Source organism: Frigoribacterium sp. Leaf186 (assembly GCF_001423905.1).
Classification (GTDB): Bacteria; Actinomycetota; Actinomycetes; order Actinomycetales; family Microbacteriaceae; genus Frigoribacterium.
The window spans coordinates 995995-1011615 of sequence record NZ_LMPQ01000010.1 but is presented as its reverse complement, the minus strand read 5'-3'; the positions used below and the strand labels follow the sequence as shown (position 1 = coordinate 1011615).

Below are 15621 nucleotides of genomic sequence, written 5' to 3'. Positions count from 1 at the left end.
GTGCCGGATCGTCCGGCGCGGCCCGTCAGCGCCTGGCCCGCGCGTCCGCGTCCGCCTCGCGCACGGCCGCGACGAATGCCCGGATGCGACCGACGTCCTTCACCCCGCGGGCGGACTCGACGCCCGAGCTGACGTCGACGCCGTCCGGGCCGAGCTGTCCGACGAGCGAGGCGACGTTCTCGGGGGTGAGCCCGCCCGCCAGCACCCAGTCGCGGGTCGGAGGGGACGCACGCAGCGGTCCACCGTCGAAGGTGGCCCCGGCACCGGGCTCGACCGCGTCGAGCAGCAGGGCGTCCTCGCCGTAGGCCGCCCGCCGTTCGTCGTCCTCGGCCAGGTACGCCGCCGCACTCACGGCGCGGACGACCCGGAAGCCGGCGGCCCGCACCTCGGCGACGTCGGCCGGCGTCTCGTCACCGTGCAGCTGGACCGTCGTCACCCCCGAGGCACGGGCGAGCTCGAGCACCTCGGCGACCGGCTGTCCGCGGAACACGCCGACGGTCTCGACCGTCGGCGGCACCCCGTCGACGAGGTGGGCGGCCGTCCGGGCGTCGACCGTGCGGGGGCTGCCGGCGGCGAGGACGAAGCCCACGGCGTCGACGCCCGCCGCCACAGCGGCATCGACCGACTCGGGGGTCGACAGCCCGCAGATCTTGATCCAGGTGTGCATCACCTCAGTGTGCCGCCCTGGGCCGGTCGGCGCACCGGGCGGCCCGGACGACGAGCCAGAGCATCACCGCGTACGAGACGACGGACGCAGTCGACCAGACGGCGATCGACGTCGTCACGGTCGCACCGGCGAGGCTCGAGCCGACGATCGCCCCGGAGGTGGCCACGAGACGCACGACGTCCCAGGCGAGCTGGGTGCCCTGCCGTTCGAGGAGGGGCAGGAGGCGCGACACCGGGGACGCGACCAGTTGCGCCGCGAAGGCGGGCGCCAACAGCATCGCCGAGGTCGCCGCCCCGGACCAGGCCTCGCCGAAGACGACCGGGAACACGACGGGGGCCCCCAGGACGCAGGCGACGAGTCCGACCACCGCCAGAGCGGCGAGGGGCAGCAGCACACGACGCACCGAGGCTTCGACGCCCCCCGCACGACGTCGCACGATCGCGCCCGTCTGCCCGTCGACCTGCAACGCGACGGCGTCGGCGACGATGCCGACCGGGCTGCCGAGCACCCGCATGGTCAGGGCCAGAGCCCCGATCGCCGGTGAGCCGTGCAGGGCGGCGAGCAGCAGCAACGGAGCCTGCTGCCCCATCACGTTGATCAGGCCGGACCACGTGCTGACCAGCGGGAAGCGCCGGTAACGCGACACCACGGCCACCACGAGACGCCCCCGGACCCGACGGCGGCCCGGAGGTCGTACGGTCGCGCGAGGGGGTCTCGAACGTCTCGGGGCGTGGCGGCGACGGGTGCCGACCAGCGCGGTGGCCCGGCCGACCGCGAGCCCGAGCACGAGCCCCCACGATCCCCCGAGCGGCGCGAGGGCGAGGTTGCAGGCGACCTGCCCGAGACCTTGCAGCGCCGAACGGCGACCGAGGGCCACGTAGTCGCGGCGCCGGGCCAGGCTGCTCGTCACCACGCGCTGCAGGGCGACGGCGAGCACGGTGACCGGGCAGACCCACCAGGCGTCGACGAGCAGCGGGGTGCCCGTCGCCTCCGCCCAGACGTGTCGCCCGGCGTACGCGACGACCCCGGCGATCGCGCTGATGGTCACGACGCTCACCACGGCGAGCAGCACGACGGCCCGGGCGGCGCCCTCGGCCCGGGGCACGACGACGGCACGATCCCAGCCCAGCGGCGCGACCGCCCCGACGACGCTCGAGAGCGCCGTCACCACGGCGAGCGCTCCGAGGTCGCCCGGGCGGTAGAACCGGGTGATGAGAGGGGACGCCGCGAGCACCGCACCCTGACCGATCACGCTGCCGAGCAGCACTCGCGACGCCGGTCGTGCGAGACGAGCGCGCAGACGGCGCCTCGCCCCGGGGCGCGGGTCGGACGCCTGGACGACGTCCGACGACTCGGTGGTGGTCACGCCGAAACGGCGGCGGCCTGCTCGAGCCGCGCGGCGACGGTCCCGTCACCGATCGCGGCGACGAAGGCCGACGGCCAGCGCGTGGTGTCGAGCACGCGTCGGCCGTCGACGACCGACCGCACGCCCGGCACGTCGGAGTCGCGCCACGTGCGGTACTCGGCGTGGTCGGCCTGCACGATGACGGCGTCGGCCGGCTCGCCCCGGTGGTAGGCCTCGAAGCCGAGTGCGGTGAGCTCGGCGTCGTCGTAGAGCGGGTCGTGCACGAGGACGCGCGCCCCGCACTTGGCCACCGCGGCCACGGTGTCGAACACCCCCGAGAAGGCCGTCTCTTTCACCCCGCCGCGATAGGCGGCGCCGAGGACGACGACCGTCTGGCCGGCGAGTCGGCCGTGCACCCGACGCAGCAACCCGGCGGCGTGCGTCGGCATGGCCGCGTTGCGGGCGCGGGCCACACGGACGGTCTCGGCGTCGGGGTCGTTCCAGAGGTAGAGGCGCGGGTACACCGGGATGCAGTGGCCGCCCACCGCGATGCCGGGCTGGTGGATGTGGCTGAACGGCTGCGAGTTGCACGCCTCGATCACCTGGGCGACGTCGACGCCGACCGTCTCGGCGTAGCGCGCGAACTCGTTGGCGAGCCCGATGTTGACGTCGCGGTAGGTCGTCTCGGCGAGCTTCGCCATCTCGGCGGCCTCGGCCGAACCGAGGTCCCAGACGCCGTTGGGGCGGTCGAGGTCGTCACGGGCGTCGAACTGCAGCACCGACTCGTAGAACTCGACCGCGCGGCGCGCCCCCTCGGGCGACAGGCCCCCGACCAGCTTGGGGTAGCGGCGAAGATCGGCGAACACCCGACCGGTCAGCACGCGCTCGGGCGAGAACGCCACGTGGAAGTCGACGCCCTCGCGCAGGCCGCTGCCCGCCTCGAGACGCGGCGCCCAGCGCGACCGGGTGGTGCCGACCGGCAGCGTGGTCTCGTAGGCGACGAGGGTGCCCGGGGTGAGCTGCGCCGCGAGCGACTCGGTCGCCTGGTCCATCCAGCCGAAGTCGGGTCGGGCCTCGTCGTCGACGAAAAGGGGCACGACCACCACGGCGACGTCGCAGCCCGGCACGGCGTCGGCGTAGTCGGTCGTGGCCCGCAGGGCACCCGACGCGACCACGTCACGCAGGCGTCGGGCCAGGTCGTGCTCGCCGGGGAAGGGCTCGACGCCCGCGGCGACCTGTTCGACGACGGTCGACGAGACGTCGACGCCGACGACGGTGTGGCCCGACGAGGCGTACTGCACGGCCAGGGGGAGGCCGATCTTGCCGAGTCCGATGACGGTGATGTTCATGGGTTCCTGCTCTGTGTGGGGTCGTGGGGGACGGGGATCGGGTCGATCGACGAGGCCGGGCGGGCCCCGCCCGTCAGACCCGGACCAGGGAGGCGCGGGGGTCGACGGGCATGCCCGTCGCGGCGGACTCGAGGGCCGCCTCGGCGACGCGGAGCGTGTCGAGGCCGTCGCGCAGGGTGACGACCCGGACGGGCCGCCGGCCGCGGACGGCGTCACGGAAGGCCTCGTGCTCGAGCACGAGGGGCTCGCGCTTGGTCAGGGCGAAGCGCGTCATCGAACCCTCGGCGACGCCTCGGAACGCCGAGACGGCGTCCCAGGCGGTGTCGACGGTGGCGTTCTCGTAGAAGGTGAGGTCGGCCGTCAGCGTGTCGGCGACGAACGAGCCGCGCGACCCCGTGACGACGGTCAGCCGCTCCTTGAACGGCGAGAGCCAGTTGACCAGGTGGCTGGTCACGGTGCCGTCGTCGAGACGACCCGAGAAGGCGACGAGGTCCTCGTGCGGTCGGCCGCTCTTGTGTGCGGCGTGCCCGTAGACGCTGCGGAACGGGCTGCGGGCGAGCCAGGCGGTCAGGTCGATGTCGTGGGTGGCCAGGTCTTTCACCACGCCGACGTCGGCGATGCGCGAGGGGAAGGGCCCCTGGCGACGCGTGGCGATCTGGTAGACGTCGCCCGCGTCCCCCGCCTCGAGACGTGCCCGCAGCGACTGCAACGCCGGGTTGTACCGCTCGATGTGACCGACGGCCCCGACGAGCCCGCGCGTCTCGAAGGCGTCGACGAGTCGGGCGCCCGCGGCGACGTCGTGCGCGACGGGCTTCTCGATCAGGGCGTGCACCCCGGCCTCGGCGAGCTGCAGGCCGACCGCGTCGTGGTAGGCGGTCGGGACGGCGACGACCGCCGCGTCGATGCCGAGCCGCAGCAGGCCCTCGACGTCGTCGACGAAGGGCAGGTCGCCGGCGACGCCGTGTGGGTCGCCGCAGGCGTCCGCGACGGCGACGAGCTCGACGCCGTCGACCTGACGCAGGACGCGGGCGTGGTGACGCCCCATCATGCCGAGGCCGATCAGCCCGGTGCGCACGGGTCGCGCGGTGCTCATCGGCCGGCCCCCGCGACGGTCTCGACGGCGGCCGCGACGCGGTCGAGCTCGTCGTCGGTGACCGACGGGTGCACCGGCAGCGAGAGGACCTCGCGTGCGGCACGCTCGGTCTCGGGGAGGTCGACCTCGAGGCCGAACGAAGGCAGGCGGTGGACCGGCGTCGGGTAGTAGACGCCCGTGCCCACGCCGTGCTCGAGCTCGAGGGCCCGGGCGAAGCCCGCCCGGTCGTCGGGGACTCGCACCGTGTACTGGTGGAACACGTGGGTGGCGCCGGCCGCGACCGACGGCGTCTCGAGCGACGTGATGCCCGCGGACAACCGCGACGCGGCGACGCGGCGACGCTCGGTCCAGCCGGCCAGCTTGCGCAGCTGGACCCGACCGATGGCGGCGTGCAGGTCGGTCATGCGGACGTTGAACCCGACGACCTCGTTGGCGTAGCGCCGTTCCATGCCCTGGTTGCGCAGCAGCCGCAGTAGCCGTTCGACCTCGGGTTCGGCGACCGAGATCATGCCCCCCTCGCCCGAGGTCATGTTCTTGGTGGGGTAGAGGCTGAACGCGCCGGCGACGCCGAACGTGCCGACCGGCCGCCCCGCCCAGGTCGCGCCGTGCGCCTGCGCCGCGTCCTCGAGGACGAGCAGGTCGTGCTCGGCCGCCAGGGCGGTCAGGGCGGTCATGTCGGCCGGGTGGCCGTAGAGGTGGACGGGCATGACGGCTCGCGTCCGGGGGGTCAGGGCAGACCGCACCGACTCGACGTCGAGGCAGTAGTGCCGGGGCTCGATGTCGGCGAAGACCGGGGTGGCCCCCACGAGGCAGACGGCGTTCGCCGTGGCCGCGAAGGTGAACGACGGCACGATCACCTCGTCACCGGGCCCGATGCCGGCCGCGAGCAACCCGAGGTGCAGGGCCGTCGTGCCCGAGTTCACGGCGACGGCGGCCCGGTCGCCGAGCAGCTCGGCCGAGAACTCGCGTTCGAAGGCGGCGACCTCGGGGCCCTGCGCCAGCATGCCGCTGGCCATCACGGCGTCGACGGCTCGTCGTTCGTCGTCGCCGATCAACGGTCGGGCCGCCGGGACGGGCGGTGCACCCGTGGTCGCGGGGGTGGTGGCGGTCATCGGTCTTCCTCTCGGAGGGCGTCGCCGTGGACGCGGTGGCGGGTGCCCGTGACGGGGCAGACGAAGAGGTCGCCGTCGGCGACGAGGGGGGCACCGGCACGCCCCACCCAGCCGATGCGACGGGCGGGGACGCCGGCGACGAGAGCGTGGTCCGGCACGTCGCGCGTGACGACGGCGCCGGCGGCGACCATGGCCCACCGACCGATCGTCACGGGCGCGACGCAGACGGCACGCGCCCCGATCGAGGCGCCGTCGCCCACCCGCACGCCGACCGGAACCCAGTCGGACGCGCCCTTGAGTGCGCCGTCGGGGGTGACGGCTCGCGGGGTGCGGTCGTTGGTCAGGACGACGGCGGGGCCGACGAACACGCCGTCGCCCAGCTCGGCCGGCTCGAAGACGAGGGCGTCGTTCTGGATCTTGCAGCGATCGCCGACCACGACCCCGGCACCGAGGTAGGCACCACGGCCGACGACGCAGGCGTCGCCGACGCGCGCCCCCTCGCGGATCTGCGCCAGGTGCCAGACGCGGGTGCCGGCGCCGACGACCGCGGTCGCGTCGACGTCGGCCGTCGGAGCACAGGAGGCGCGGGCCGCGTCGGTCCGGTCCGTCGCCTCTCGGCTCGGATCCGACGGGGCGGGGCTCTTCGGTCGCATCGGGTCCTCCGGTTCGGGTCCCGACCAGAATACGACATGTCGTCAGCCAATGCGAGAGGAAAAATATCATGCGCCGGTCTTCTGTTCCGAGAGGAGGTCGAGTAACATTTCACACACGCCAACCCGAGGAGACCCCGATGAGGCCGAGCCGCCACGCCGATCCGAACCCCCGCCCGCGGGCGCGACCCGTGTACGAGACGGCCAAACGCGTGGTCGACGTGGCCTGCGCCTCCTCGGCCCTCGTCCTGCTCTCGCCGGTCGTGCTGGGCGTCGCCGTCGCCGTCGCCGTGCGGCTCGGTCGGCCGGTGCTCTTCCGTCAGACGCGACCCGGTCTGCACGGCGAGCCGTTCACCCTCGTCAAGTTCCGCTCGATGCGTGACGTCGACCCCGCGGCCGGCCTGGTGACCGACGCCGACCGCCTGACGCCGTTCGGGCGACTGCTGCGTTCGACGAGCCTCGACGAGCTGCCCAGCCTGGTCGGCGTGCTGACCGGGCGGCTCAGCCTCGTGGGCCCCCGCCCGCTGCTGATGCGCTACCTGCCCCTCTACGACGCCGAGCAGTCCCGGCGGCACGACGTGCGCCCCGGTCTGACCGGCCTGGCGCAGGTCAGCGGCCGCAACGGGCTCGACTGGGACGAGCGACTGCGCCTCGACGTCGACTACGTCGACCGGCGGGGCCCACTGCTCGACCTGCAGATCGCCCTGCGGACGGTCGGCTGCGTGCTGCGCCGCACCGGCGTGACCGACGCCGGCGGAGTCACCTGTCGGCCGTTCGCCGGATCGAGCACCGCGGTCGAGTCCGACTGCCGGCCCGACGCACGCGTCGGCGTCGACGCCCTCTCGGACGGGGTCGCGGCGTGACCGGCGGCCTGGTCGTCGTCGGCGCCGGCGGCATGGGCCGCGAGACGATCGACGTGGCCCGCGCGGCGGGGCGTGAGGTCGTGGGGGTCGTCGACGACGGCCCCTCGCCCGCCGACCTCGACCGTCTCGCCCGGCTGGGGGTCGCGTACCTCGGTGACCTCGACGGGTGGCTGTCGTCCGGCTCGACGGCTCCCTGGGTCGTCGCCGTCGGCGACCCCGCCCTGCGCCGTCGGCTCGCCGCCCGCCTCGCCGCGGGGGCCGCACCCGCCCCCGCGCTCGTGCATCCGGAGGCGACGCTCGGCTCGGACGTGCTCGTCGGCGACGGCTCGATCGTCTGCGCCGGCGTCCGCGTCTCGACGCACGTGCGGCTCGGTCGCCACGACCACCTGCTGGCCGGCGCCGTCGTCGGACACGACGTGGTCGTCGGCGACCACGTCAGCATCAACCCCGGTGCCGTCGTCTCGGGCACCGTCCACGTCGGTGCCGACACGATGATCGGCGCCGGGTCGATCGTGCTCCAGCAACTCACGGTCGGGGCACGCAGCGTCGTCGCGGCCGGAGCCTGCGTGGTCCGCGACGTCACGGACGACGTCGTCGTGCGAGGGGTGCCCGCCCGATGAGCGAACGAGTCGTCTGGGTGGTCGCCCACTACGCCACGAACCGCGAGCGAGACGGTCGCAGCGGTCGACACGAGCAGTTCGCCCGACGCTTGCCGGACCACGGCTGGCGAGCCGTGCTGATCGCCGCGAGCACCGACCACCCGAGTGGCCGCCAGGGCTTCGGCCCCGGGCGCCTCCGTCGCCGGTGGCACGGACCCACCCACGACTTCCTCTGGCTGCGGGGCGTCTCGTACGCCCGGTTCCGGCCTGCCCGGGCGCTCGACATCCTGCTCTTCACCGCGCTGGTCCTGCTGCCCGGCACACTGCGCGGCCTTCCCCGCCCCGATCTCGTGGTGGGCACGTCGGTGCACCCGACGGCAGCCTGGGCGGGGTCGGTCCTCGCACGTCGCCTCGGCGTGCCCTTCGTCCTCGAGATCCGCGACCTCTGCCCCGAGACGCTCGTGCAGTTCGGGGTCGTCGGGCCACGATCACCCGTGACCCGCGCGCTGACCCGGCTCCAGCGGCTCTGCGTCCTCCGGGCGGTCCGAGTCGTGTCACCGCTCGAAGGGGCGGGTCGTTATCTCGCCGAACGCGGGCTGCACGCTCCCTTCAGCTGGGTGCCGAACGGCGTCTCCCCCGAACTCGTCGACGAACCGCCGGGAGTCGCGTGCCGCGACTCCGAGCCCTCGAGCGCCGAGAACCCGGCCCGAGACCGCTCGCCCGGCGCGACGTTCGAGATCACCTACCTCGGCTCGATGGGTCCGGCGAACGCCCTCGGCCCGATCGTCAACGCCTTCGACCGCGCCGCGAGTCGCCCCGGGGGCGAGCACCTCGTCCTGCGCCTGGTCGGCACCGGTCCCGCACGCCCCGCCCTCGAACGTCGGGCTGCCGCCGGGCGCCACGCCGACCGCGTGGTCTTCGAGGGCCAGGTGTCGCAGGTGCGGGCCCGCGCCATCGGCCGTGGCGCCGACTGCCTCGTCGCGAACCTGCGGCCGCTCGACCTCTACCGGCACGGCACGTCACTCAACAAGGTCTTCGAGTACCTGCTCCTGGCCAAGCCCGTCGTGCTGGGCGCATCCGTCCCGCACGACCCCGTCAGCGCGGCGGGGGCGGGCCTCCGGGTCGACGGCAGCGACGTCGACGGCCTCGCCGAGGCGATCACCGCCGTCGCCGCCATGACGCCGGCCGAGCGCGCCCGCCTGGGCGCCCGGGGCCGAGAGCACGTCCTCGCCCACTACGACTTCGACCTGCTCACCGCTCGACTCGCGGACGCCTTCGACGCGGCGGTCGGTTCTCCGGCGGCGACGGACGACCCGACACGCCCCGGCGGCAGGGCACGACCGTGAGCGCCCCGGTGACGTCGGCGCGCCCGTTCCGGTCCGCGCCGTCGGCCCGGCCGGCGTCGTCGCCCCCTCCCCCGTCACCGACGTCGTCGCCGATCCCGTCGCCCTCGTCCCGTTCCGAGACGATGGCTCGATTCATCGCGCACCTCGTGACGATCTCGGTCGGCACCGTCGTGTACGCGCTGTCGTTGCACTGGGTCTACGCGCAGCTCGTCACGGTGCAGTTCGCCTACGGAGGCTTCACGTACCGCGCCGCGTCCCCTCAGCTGACGATCGCGACGATCGCCCTCGCCTGTGCGATCGCCACCACCCTTCCGCGCCGACCGTCGACGGTGTCCCACGTCGTGTTGTGGGTGCTCTTCGCCGTGGGCGTGGCGCCGGCGGTCCTGATGAGCGCCTACACCGGGTACCTCAGCGCCTCCGAGGCACTGGGCGCGAGTGCCACGGTCGCCGCAGCATTCGGCATCGCGACCCTCGGCACCCGTCTGCTCGACGCCCGAGCGGCCGCGAACGGGGACGCGCCCCCGAGCCCGTTCGCACCTCGGCCCGGAGCGAGCCCCCGTCGGCGCGTGCCCCCCGGCACCGTGTTCTGGAGCATCTGCGGGCTGCACTCGGCCATGACCTACGGGCTGATGGCCGCGACCACCGGGATCTCCCTGACGTTCGTCGCCCTCGACGACGTCTACGACGTGCGGGCGGCCTACAGAGAAGAGACACACGCATACGGCCTGCTCGGCTACCTGCTGAGCAGCCAGGCCAACGTCATCAACACCGCGATCATGGCCCGCGGCACGACGCGCCGGAACGTGCCGCTGATCGCCGTCGGTGCGCTCGGGCAGCTCGCGCTGTACTCGGGCACCGGGTTCAAGACGATCCTCTTCTCGTTCCCCGCCGTGCTCCTGGTCGCTCTCGCGACACACGTGAGTCGCGGACGCGTCCGAGCTCCCGGTCTCGCCTACGTCGTCGGCCCCGTCGTCCTGATGGTCGCCGCCGCCCTGGCCGACGAACTCCAGGGCGGACTGCTCTGGACGTCCCTCTTCGCCCGGAGGTTCTTGATCACCCCCGGCCTGCTGACGAGCGTCTACGTCGACTTCTTCGACGAGAACCCGCCGGCGATGTTCGGGCGGAGCTTCTTGCGATGGTGGGTCGACTCGCCCTACGACCGGTCCATCGCCCTCGAGGTCGGGCAGTACCTCCAGCCCGGGGGCCAAGTGGCGGCCAACGCGAACCTCTTCGCCGACGGCTTCGCCAACTTCGGCCACGTCGGGGTGATGGGCACGGGGGTCGCACTTCTGGCCCTCCTCCGGTTCGTCGACTGGGCCGCCAGAGGTCTGCCCCTCACGGCCGCGGCCATGGTGATGCTCATGCCGAGCATCACTCTGACGAACACGGCCCTGACCACCGCGATGCTGACGCACGGCCTTGCCCTCGGCACGGTGCTCCTCGCCGTGGCCCCACGCTCGGGGTGGTACCGACCGGGCGGCGACTCGGGCTGAGTGGACTCGGCGAGGACGACGTCGATGCGTTGCTCCCGCGCCGCTGCGCTGCCGCACTGCCGCCGGGACCCGCGCCTCCTCGGTCTCGGTTATAGTGCATTCATGCCTCATGTTCACATGTCTCATGCCGGTGGTGCGGTTCGACGCCCCACGCCTCCGACGTTCGACCGGCGACGCCTGCTGGCGACGGGGGCCGTGGCGAGCCTCTTGGGTCTCGGGTTCTCGACCCGCGCCTCCTCGACCGTGGCCGCAGAGGTCACCTCGCCACCCGGCCCGGTCATCGACGACGCGGGCGTGACCGACCTCGACGATGCGCTGGCGGCCGTGCCGGCCGGCGGCGAACTCGTGGTCACCCGTCCGTGGCGACGCACGCACCCCCTTCAGCTCGATCGCCCGATGACCCTGCGGTTCGTCGGCGACGGGGCCCTCGACACCACGGCCGACATCAGTGTCGTCCGGGTGACGTCGTCGGCCGTCGACGTCGTGGGGGCCGCGGTCCGGGGGCCCGGTGGTCGGCAGGCGGGTGCGGGGCGCGGCATCGACGTCGTCGGCACGGCCGAGCGTCCTCTCGACGACGTCCGACTGGTGGGCGGTCACCTGTCGGGGCTCGGGCACGACGGGGTGCGAGCCGAGCACACGAGCGGCCTGCTCGTGCACGGGCTCGAGATCGACGACGTCGGTTACGCCGGCGTGCTGCTGCGCACGTGCGTCGACGGGGCGGTGCGGGCGTGCACGGTGACCGACGTGCACCAGCCGCCGCCCTACGTCAACAGCTACGGCATCATCGTGACGCGCGACGACACCCGGCCGCTGACCGTCACCGGCCGTTCGGCACGACTCACCGTCGAGGGCAACGTGGTCACGGGCGTCCGCTCGTGGGAGGGCATCGACACACACGCCGGCGACCGCATCGTCGTGCGCGACAACGTGGTGCGCGACTGCCGCGTGGGCATCTCGATCGTGCCGTGCCGTGCCGAGGTCGACCTGTCGTACCGGCACGCTCCGACGGCCTTCGTCGTCGCCGGCAACACGGTCGAGCGTGTCGCCCTCGCCGCCCCCGGGGCGGGCATCGTCGTCAAGGGCGCCGGCTCGACCGTCGGCGACGCCGCCGAACGCGCGACCGGCTTCGTCACCGACAACGTCGTCCGGGGGCACGGCGGCGGGACCGAGGCCGGGGTGCTGCTCTACCTGACCCGCAACGTGGTCGTCAGCGGGTCGGTGCTCGATCGCTGCGTCGACCGCGGCATCTCGCTGTACCACTCGAACGACGCGATCACCATCACGCGGACGGTCGCGACCGGCCTCGTACCGTCGACACCAGGAGGCGCGGCGTCGGTCGTCGACGTCCGCAGCGGCTCGAACTCGGCGACGGTCTCGGCGACGCGCGTCGTCCGTGACGGCTCCGAGACCGGGCCCGTCCGGGGCGTCGCCGTCGGTTCGGCGGCGAACACCGTCGACCTGCTGGCGAACGACTGGTCGGCGACCGATCTCGCCGTCTGGAACCGCGGTGCCACGGTGCGACGGTGGGCGGACGGGGCCTGACGAACAGGGTGACCGAGCCGGGGACCAGCCCCGGGCGGGCGACTCGGACGGGCGACTCGGAGGGGGGAGGGTCAGGGACGCGCTGGCCCGTGACCGTCTCGGGACGCCACCGCACCCCGCGCGCGGGCAGGTCGCCGTCTCGGGCGTCGGTGAGGGCCTGCCACGTGGGAGACGGCCGCGACGGGACGTGACCCGGGGTCGGGACCGTCGGCCCCCGGCGCGGCAAAGGCCCCGCCCACCAGATCGGCAGCCGCGGCGAGCTGCCTCGACACCCGTCGGTGCACGCTGGCCCGGCGACCGATCGGATCGATGACGTCGTCGTCGTCCGGGTTCACCGGCCGACGCGTCAGCCCGCGTGACCGGACGACGGCGTCGACGACAGCGAACGGACGACCCCGCTCGTCGGTGGCCGGCACCCCACGCCGCGCCCCGCCGGCCGAGGCGTCGTGCCCGAGGCCCACGGCCGACGAGTGAGCCGGAGCCATCCCCGACTCGTCGGGCGAGACCGACTCCGGTGGACCCGCCTGCTGGACCACGAGCGCCTCGGCCAAGCGCGCGAACTCGAGAATCGTGAAGACCCTCGTCGCGGCCCGGGGCGACCGGCGGACGACGTCACGGCGGTGGCGGCGACTGGCCACGAGCACGAGGTCGGCGTCGTCGATGTCGGAGTCGTCGAGGGATCGGGCGGTGTGCCCGTCCAGTTCGACGCCCACGCGTCGGGCGGCCAGGACGGCCGCGGCCGGTGGGGTCGCCCCGGCGACGGCCCCTGTGCCCCGACTGGTGACGACAGCGTCGCGGCCGAGGCGGTCGGCGAGCAGGGCGGCGAAGAGAGGCGATCGGCAGAGGTTGCCGGTGCACACGACGAGGATGCGCAGCGGGTCGGACGCGGTGGACACCGGACCGGCACCGGACGGGGTGCGGGTCATGACGCATCACGCTGGTTCGCGGCGAGCCGGGGAGCCGCCCCGGCAGCGCGCGCGGGCGCACCGATGAGGCCTCGGTACAACGCGAGCAGGGCCGCCTCTTCACCGTCCCAGGAGAAGGTCTCGACGACGGCCCGACGAGCATTGCGTCCGTGTCGGTCGAGCAACTCGGGGTCGGCGGCGTACGCGGCGACGGCCACCGCGATCGCGTCGGGGTCGCCGGGATCGACGAAGGTCGCGCAGTCGAGGTCGCCGAGCAGTCGGCGCCAGAGCGGGAAGTCGCTGACCACGACGGCGAGGCCTGCGGCCATGTACTCGAAGAGCTTGGTCGGCAGGGAGTTGAGGTGGGCCTCCGTCGGCTGGAAGGTGACCAGGCCCACGCGAGCCGAGAGCAGGAGGTCGCGCGTCGCCTGGGGGGACATCCGCCCGTGGAACACGAGCGGAAGCCCGTCGGTGCGCGGCCGGGCGGTCAGGTCGGACGCGTCGGGCCCCGCGACGGAACCCGCCATCTCGAGGCGCCACCCGGCGGGGAACGTCGCCGATCGGACCAGGCTCGCCAGGGCGCCCGACCCCCGGTTGCGGTCGAGCGAACCGACGAACGTGACGATCGCATCACGGCGACTCGCCGGCGGTGCGGTCGACTCGAGCGACCTCAGCCGGGGGTAGTTGCGGACGAGCACCGTCTTGCCCGCCGGGAACCTCTCGGCGATGGTCTCCGTGGCGACCACGACGCGGTCGGCGGTCGCCGCCACTCGCACCGCCGCGTGGGCGACGACCTGGGCGATCGGGGCCGACAGCGGCGAGAGGTAGGGCTTCGACCTCACCTGGTCGGGCAGGTCTTCGTGGGCGTCGTAGACCACGTGGCGGCCGACCAGCCGCAACAGCGGGATGCCCCAGACCAGCTCGGGATCGTGCAGATGACAGACTCGGGCACCCGAGCGAGCCGCCAGCCACAAGGCCTGGGCGCTGCTGAGCACCATGCGCGACAGGCGCGGCCGACGCGGGATGGTCACGACGTCCACGCCCGTGGACCCCCCGGTGACGTCGCTCTCGACGGCGATCAGCCGCACGCGGTAGCCCGCCCCCGCGGCACCGGCCGCCTCACGCAGATGGACGCGGTTGTCGGTCCAGGCGTGAGCGCTCGAGACGTGCGCGATGTCGGGTCGTGGCGTGGTCATGATCTTCCCTTCGATCGGATGAGCCGGCGTAGTCCTCGAGGAGCCCCCGAGGCCTCGCCGTAGTACTGGTAGCGCGTGTCGGATCGGCGGCGGGGGCTCATCGAGAGGACTGCCGCGCGGGGGGTCTCACCCACCGCGTCGAGCCGCTCGAGGGCCTTCTTGACGTGGGTGCGCTGCGTGCGCCCCGAGGCGACGACGAGCAGCATGCTCGTGACCATCTCGCTGAGGAGCACCGCGTCGGTCACCGACAGCAGGGGCGGGGTGTCGATCAGCACGACGGCGTAGCGGCTGCCGAGGTCGTCGAGCAGGGCTTTCATCGCCACGGAACCGAGCAGCTCGCTCGGGTTCGGCGGCACGTCGCCGGCCGGCAGCACGCCGAGGGCATCGCTGCCCCACGGCTGGAGCACGTCGTCGAGTTCGACCCGGCCGATCAACAGGTCTGACAGGCCCACGGCCCCCTCGATGCCGAGCACCTTGGCCAGGTTGGGACGCCTCATGTCGGCATCGACGATGACGACCCGGAGCCCTGTCTCGGCGAGTGCGACGGCGAGGTTGGCGGTCGTCGTCGTCTTGCCCTCGCCCGGCCCCGCGGAGGTGACGGCGAAGGTCCGGGCCGACGCCCCCGAGGCGAGGAACCGGATGTTGGTCCGGAGCATGCGGAAGGCCTCTGCGTTGATGCTGCCGCCCCCGTCGCCGACGACGACAGGGCGGCGCCGCACCTCGGGGTCGAAGGGGATGTCACCGACCACGGCCAGGTCGTGCTCGTCGGCGAGGTCGTCCTGGCCGCGCACCTTGGTGTCGAGCACCGTGCGCAGCAACGCACCCAGCGCACCGACGGCGAGGCCGAGCGCCAGCCCGAGGGCCACGTTCGCGGTGGTGTGCGGGGTGGCCGGCGACGACGACACGGCCGCGGGCTCGACGACCTCCATCGTGACCGAGGGCACCCCGGGCGCGAACTCGGGCTCGAGCTCGGTCGTCACCACCGACCGCAGGCTCTCGGTGACCGCGTCGGCCAGCTCGGCGGCGCGCCGCGGGTCGACGTCGGACACGGTGACCGACATGATCGTCGACGCGGTCGGCGAGCTCGCCGAGACCTCCGCCGCCAGCGACTCGAGCGTCAGCGGCGAGCCCACGTCGCGCACGACCGGGTCGAGCACCCGCGGCGTCGTGACGAGGGAGGTGTAGGTCTTGATCTTCTGCTGGGCCGCGTTCGAGCCGGACGCGATCTCCATCGCGGTGGTGTCGGCCTGGCCGCGCACGGCGACGAAGAGCTTCGTGCTGCTCACGTAGGTCGGGGTGGCCGACGCCGAGATCGCGACGCCCGCGCCACCCCCCACGACGAGGCCGATGAGCAGCAGGTACCACCCGGCGAGCAGGGCTCGGAAGATGTCGGTCACACGCACGGGTCGAGCCTTTCGGGTAGGACGCCACACTGGCAATGTTTCATATTCTACGATGGCA

At 73.6% G+C, this 15621-nt stretch carries 14 protein-coding genes; 5 read left to right on the top strand and 9 right to left on the bottom strand.

What is annotated here, in order from left to right:
• Positions 1-25: 25 nt before the first annotated feature.
• The 6 genes from ASG05_RS11475 to ASG05_RS11450 form a co-directional block, all read right to left on the bottom strand.
• Positions 26-667: a phosphoribosylanthranilate isomerase gene (locus tag ASG05_RS11475; protein WP_056260931.1), complete on the bottom strand. Its 642-nt coding sequence runs from the start codon at positions 665-667 to the stop codon at positions 26-28.
• A gap of 4 nt (positions 668-671) precedes the next feature.
• Positions 672-2033 carry a lipopolysaccharide biosynthesis protein gene (locus ASG05_RS11470; RefSeq protein WP_056260630.1) on the bottom strand — a complete coding sequence of 454 codons (1362 nt, stop codon included), beginning with the start codon at positions 2031-2033 and terminating at the stop codon, positions 672-674.
• A complete protein-coding gene (locus tag ASG05_RS11465) occupies positions 2030-3361 on the bottom strand; it encodes a nucleotide sugar dehydrogenase (protein WP_082486667.1) in 1332 nt (443 codons plus the stop codon). Before ASG05_RS11465 ends, ASG05_RS11470 begins: the two co-directional genes overlap by 4 nt.
• A gap of 73 nt (positions 3362-3434) precedes the next feature.
• Positions 3435-4454, bottom strand: coding sequence for a Gfo/Idh/MocA family protein (locus ASG05_RS11460; protein ID WP_056260627.1), 1020 nt, complete (start codon positions 4452-4454; stop codon positions 3435-3437).
• Positions 4451-5566 carry a DegT/DnrJ/EryC1/StrS aminotransferase family protein gene (locus ASG05_RS11455; protein WP_056260626.1) on the bottom strand — a complete coding sequence of 372 codons (1116 nt, stop codon included), beginning with the start codon at positions 5564-5566 and terminating at the stop codon, positions 4451-4453. The genes ASG05_RS11460 and ASG05_RS11455 overlap by 4 nt, the downstream gene beginning before the upstream one ends.
• Positions 5563-6219: an acyltransferase gene (locus tag ASG05_RS11450; protein WP_082486666.1), complete on the bottom strand. Its 657-nt coding sequence runs from the start codon at positions 6217-6219 to the stop codon at positions 5563-5565. The genes ASG05_RS11455 and ASG05_RS11450 overlap by 4 nt, the downstream gene beginning before the upstream one ends.
• Positions 6220-6356: 137 nt before the next feature.
• Here ASG05_RS11450 and ASG05_RS11445 point away from each other — a divergent pair, with 137 nt between their 5' ends.
• The 5 genes from ASG05_RS11445 to ASG05_RS11425 all read left to right on the top strand — a co-directional run bounded on the left by ASG05_RS11445 (position 6357) and on the right by ASG05_RS11425 (position 12059).
• On the top strand, positions 6357-7079 hold the full coding sequence (locus ASG05_RS11445) for a sugar transferase (protein ID WP_082486665.1): 723 nt from the start codon (positions 6357-6359) through the stop codon (positions 7077-7079).
• Entirely contained in the window at positions 7076-7699 is a 624-nt protein-coding gene (locus ASG05_RS11440; RefSeq protein ID WP_082486664.1) for a NeuD/PglB/VioB family sugar acetyltransferase, read from the top strand. The genes ASG05_RS11445 and ASG05_RS11440 overlap by 4 nt, the downstream gene beginning before the upstream one ends.
• Positions 7696-9024: a glycosyltransferase family 4 protein gene (locus ASG05_RS11435; RefSeq protein WP_056260624.1), complete on the top strand. Its 1329-nt coding sequence runs from the start codon at positions 7696-7698 to the stop codon at positions 9022-9024. Before ASG05_RS11440 ends, ASG05_RS11435 begins: the two co-directional genes overlap by 4 nt.
• A 122-nt stretch (positions 9025-9146) precedes the next feature.
• The gene (locus ASG05_RS11430; protein WP_157490198.1) at positions 9147-10517 is read left to right on the top strand and encodes a hypothetical protein; all 1371 of its coding nucleotides are present in this window, start codon (positions 9147-9149) and stop codon (positions 10515-10517) included.
• 102 nt (positions 10518-10619) lie between these two features.
• Complete coding sequence (locus tag ASG05_RS11425; protein WP_235491473.1) at positions 10620-12059, top strand: right-handed parallel beta-helix repeat-containing protein; 1440 nt, start codon at positions 10620-10622, stop codon at positions 12057-12059.
• A 71-nt stretch (positions 12060-12130) separates the two neighbouring features.
• Here the strand turns inward: ASG05_RS11425 and ASG05_RS11420 are convergent, their stop codons facing one another.
• From ASG05_RS11420 to ASG05_RS11410, 3 genes are read right to left on the bottom strand one after another with little or no spacing between them, the layout of a single operon-like run.
• Positions 12131-12985 (bottom strand): hypothetical protein, encoded by an 855-nt coding sequence (locus tag ASG05_RS11420; RefSeq protein WP_056260619.1) that lies wholly within the window; start codon positions 12983-12985, stop codon positions 12131-12133.
• Positions 12982-14160, bottom strand: coding sequence for a glycosyltransferase (locus ASG05_RS11415; protein ID WP_056260616.1), 1179 nt, complete (start codon positions 14158-14160; stop codon positions 12982-12984). The genes ASG05_RS11420 and ASG05_RS11415 overlap by 4 nt, the downstream gene beginning before the upstream one ends.
• The gene (locus ASG05_RS11410; protein ID WP_157490197.1) at positions 14157-15563 is read right to left on the bottom strand and encodes a polysaccharide biosynthesis tyrosine autokinase; all 1407 of its coding nucleotides are present in this window, start codon (positions 15561-15563) and stop codon (positions 14157-14159) included. Before ASG05_RS11410 ends, ASG05_RS11415 begins: the two co-directional genes overlap by 4 nt.
• Positions 15564-15621: the final 58 nt, after the last annotated feature.

Bases quoted from the DNA above. Each gene is read 5' to 3' on its own strand.
- ASG05_RS11425 (WP_235491473.1), top strand. From the start codon at position 10,620: ATGCCTCATGTTCACATGTCTCATGCCGGTGGTGCGGTTCGACGCCCC.
- ASG05_RS11460 (WP_056260627.1), bottom strand. From the start codon at position 4,454: ATGAGCACCGCGCGACCCGTGCGCACCGGGCTGATCGGCCTCGGCATG.
- ASG05_RS11465 (WP_082486667.1), bottom strand. From the start codon at position 3,361: ATGAACATCACCGTCATCGGACTCGGCAAGATCGGCCTCCCCCTGGCC.
- ASG05_RS11455 (WP_056260626.1), bottom strand. From the start codon at position 5,566: ATGACCGCCACCACCCCCGCGACCACGGGTGCACCGCCCGTCCCGGCG.
- ASG05_RS11430 (WP_157490198.1), top strand. From the start codon at position 9,147: ATGGCTCGATTCATCGCGCACCTCGTGACGATCTCGGTCGGCACCGTC.
- ASG05_RS11435 (WP_056260624.1), top strand. From the start codon at position 7,696: ATGAGCGAACGAGTCGTCTGGGTGGTCGCCCACTACGCCACGAACCGC.
- ASG05_RS11420 (WP_056260619.1), bottom strand. From the start codon at position 12,985: ATGACCCGCACCCCGTCCGGTGCCGGTCCGGTGTCCACCGCGTCCGAC.
- ASG05_RS11475 (WP_056260931.1), bottom strand. From the start codon at position 667: ATGCACACCTGGATCAAGATCTGCGGGCTGTCGACCCCCGAGTCGGTC.
- ASG05_RS11415 (WP_056260616.1), bottom strand. From the start codon at position 14,160: ATGACCACGCCACGACCCGACATCGCGCACGTCTCGAGCGCTCACGCC.
- ASG05_RS11450 (WP_082486666.1), bottom strand. From the start codon at position 6,219: ATGCGACCGAAGAGCCCCGCCCCGTCGGATCCGAGCCGAGAGGCGACG.
- ASG05_RS11445 (WP_082486665.1), top strand. From the start codon at position 6,357: ATGAGGCCGAGCCGCCACGCCGATCCGAACCCCCGCCCGCGGGCGCGA.